We start from the raw sequence: 2,403 nt of genomic DNA on the forward strand, positions 1-2,403 counted from the left end.
ACAGCGCTGAGGACCGGGCGTTTGATCGCATGCTGCTGGGCGATAGCCTGGCGGCCATGGCTGCTCCGCAGCAGTCATTGGTCAATGCGTCGTCAGGCAATCTGCCATTCACGTTCCTGGCCATGGATGGCTCAGGGCACTTCGCACCCCAGAACCCGATCGAATTGTTCGGTCGACGTGCAGCCGCTGAAACCAGCTTCGGGGAGGGATTCAAGGCCCAAGTGAGCGACACAGCGAGTGGTGCGTGGACTGGAATAGTTAACTTTGGGCTGGACTCCTTTGATGGCTGGCGAGGCGTTCAGGGCACACGCAGCGGTTTCTACCGCAACGTGAACGAGATGGGTCTGGGCAAGACGCTGGTGTACTACGGTGCACAGGCCACGTTGGCTCCGTGGATGACTGGTGGGTCCATCGTGGACTCAGGGGTGCGCACGGCGGTCAATCTGTCCAAGGGAGAGATGGGGGCGGCAGGGCGCAGCACGGTGCAGCTACTGGAAAGCACGTCTATGGCGGCACTGTCAGTCGTGGGCGGTCGCCAAGGGCTCTCGATGCGTAGCAGCTTCGCAGTCGGGGAGAGAATAGCCATTGGGGAGGGGTTTGCTTCGACGGGGATTGGCAATGTAGAGGGTGCCGCGACAAGTCGGATGGCAGAGTTGCAGGCGAAGTGGGGTGGCTTAACAGCTGGAGAGCGCAGAGCGCTACTCGAAAGCAAGAGCGAAGCAACCTGGGGGAACTGGCTTGACCAGAGAGATGCTACGGCCACAGCGGTGAACCCGAACACCCACTTCCTTGAGAAGCATGGGCCTGGCACCACATTGCTCGACCAAGAAATTCGAGCTTCGACCAAACTAGCTCCAGACGGAAGCATCGACCCGGCGTTCCGAGATTCGACGAGGTTCTTATCCAACCGAGATATGGGTGCTGCTATGCAGCGAGCCGACTCAATCTTCCAGTTGAATGGTGGTGTCAACAAAGCCTACTCATTCAAGATGGAAGGTCTTATCGGCGAGGGGTATACCAAATCGCCTGGGCTTGACTGGATGTTTACGACAAATGTGAATGCCGTTTTCAGAAATGGTCAACCGTACACTATATTCCCCCTGCTGAGGCCGATGCCATGAGAACCGACAATCTTGTTAACGGGTATGTTCTGAGCAATCTCTTCTATGAGCTCATGTTCTTGGGTGAGAACGGCATTCAGGCGACAGATGCTGACTGGAACAAGCCAGAGTTCGTAGAGCGAGTTATTCGAAATCTTGTTGTTCCCCGGTATGAATCACTCAAGGATGAAACCAAGCAGGTCGTCAAGAATACGCTCGGCTACTTGATTGCAGTAGAGCCCGAAGGTAGTGAGCTGTTGGACATCATTTGGCAGTCTTGCTCGGCGCCAGTTCCTACGCCTAACGGAATTCGCGCGTTCATGCTCAACTGCTACGGCGTAATTTTTCCTAATTCCTCTCTGCCGACCAGCGGCGATGTTCAGGCGCTCATAGTCAACCACAACACTCAAATGGCCAATCGGCTGAATTGAATTTGGCAATGCCGGAAATGCTTCTGAAACTGCGGCGGCAGCAGCGCGGATGGATTTGTCGGCGCAGTTCAACGTTAGCAAGACCCCGCAAGGCGTCCGTTTGCAATACGGCGACCCCAATGGCTGGTCAGCAGTGGGGGGTGACTCGCACGGCATCATCGGTTTCGTCGACAAGGACGGCAGTAAGCGTCCGGCCAAGTCATCTTGGCACCAGGGTCAGGCCTTAAACGTGAAGTTCAGACCTGACCCTTGATGCAATGGCCTGCATGTCCGCCAGGAACTCCGCGCTGGGCAGATGGCCCTCGATGCGGGAGCTGGCCAGGGCCTGCTCCAGGCGCATGCGGCGCTCGGCCACGGTGCGCTGGCGCGGTGCTGCGGACTCGTCAGTGGTGGGTTTGCAGGCACCAGGGTCAGATACTGGGCACCAGGGTCAGGCCTTAAACGTGAAGTTCAGACCTGACCCTTGATGCAGCGGTCCGCCGGACTGCACCGGTAGCCCGCAGCTTCGCCGGCAAGCGGTCTTCAAACGCCCGCGACCTCATGGTCAATCCGCTGCCCATGCGTCGCCGGGGTGCCGTGCCGATCCTGCGCATCCGTCCATGAAGCGCCGCAGATGGGCTGCAACTTCGCTGCCGATTCATCGCAAAGGCGGGGGGAATCGTTCAGGACAGGATGGATGTGTGCCTCACGGCGCACATCCATCCTGGTCCGCTATGTCGCTGGCGAGAGGCACCAGGGCCTTAAACCTTCCTGATTAGGCACCTATCTCCGCTGGCATCCGCTGCCTCAATGAAACCTGCCGCCAGGGCTGGGAGCGGATGGCATCGCTCAGTAGCGCGACCAATATCGCCCGCAGGTCAAAGCGCCGGTTG

At 58.4% G+C, this 2,403-nt stretch carries 3 protein-coding genes; 2 read left to right on the top strand and 1 reads right to left on the bottom strand.

Features of this window, described 5'->3' with window-relative positions; all coding sequences use genetic code 11:
* Positions 1-1,121: hypothetical protein (locus ACS5PK_RS22540; RefSeq protein ID WP_439442504.1), on the top strand; the 1,121-nt coding region annotated here is incomplete at its 5' end.
* Complete coding sequence (locus ACS5PK_RS22545; RefSeq protein WP_439442505.1) at positions 1,118-1,531, top strand: hypothetical protein; 414 nt, start codon at positions 1,118-1,120, stop codon at positions 1,529-1,531. The genes ACS5PK_RS22540 and ACS5PK_RS22545, both read left to right, overlap by 4 nt.
* Before the next feature lie 223 nt (positions 1,532-1,754).
* Here the strand turns inward: ACS5PK_RS22545 and ACS5PK_RS22550 are convergent, their stop codons facing one another.
* Positions 1,755-1,871, bottom strand: coding sequence for a hypothetical protein (locus tag ACS5PK_RS22550; RefSeq protein ID WP_439442506.1), 117 nt, complete (start codon positions 1,869-1,871; stop codon positions 1,755-1,757).
* Between the last annotated feature and the right edge of the window lie 532 nt (positions 1,872-2,403).

The sequence above is a fragment of the Roseateles sp. DB2 genome, from assembly GCF_051857535.1.
Classification (GTDB): Bacteria; Pseudomonadota; Gammaproteobacteria; order Burkholderiales; family Burkholderiaceae_C; genus Roseateles_B.

Bases quoted from the DNA above. Each gene is read 5' to 3' on its own strand.
- ACS5PK_RS22550 (WP_439442506.1), bottom strand. From the start codon at position 1,871: ATGCGCCTGGAGCAGGCCCTGGCCAGCTCCCGCATCGAGGGCCATCTG.
- ACS5PK_RS22545 (WP_439442505.1), top strand. From the start codon at position 1,118: ATGAGAACCGACAATCTTGTTAACGGGTATGTTCTGAGCAATCTCTTC.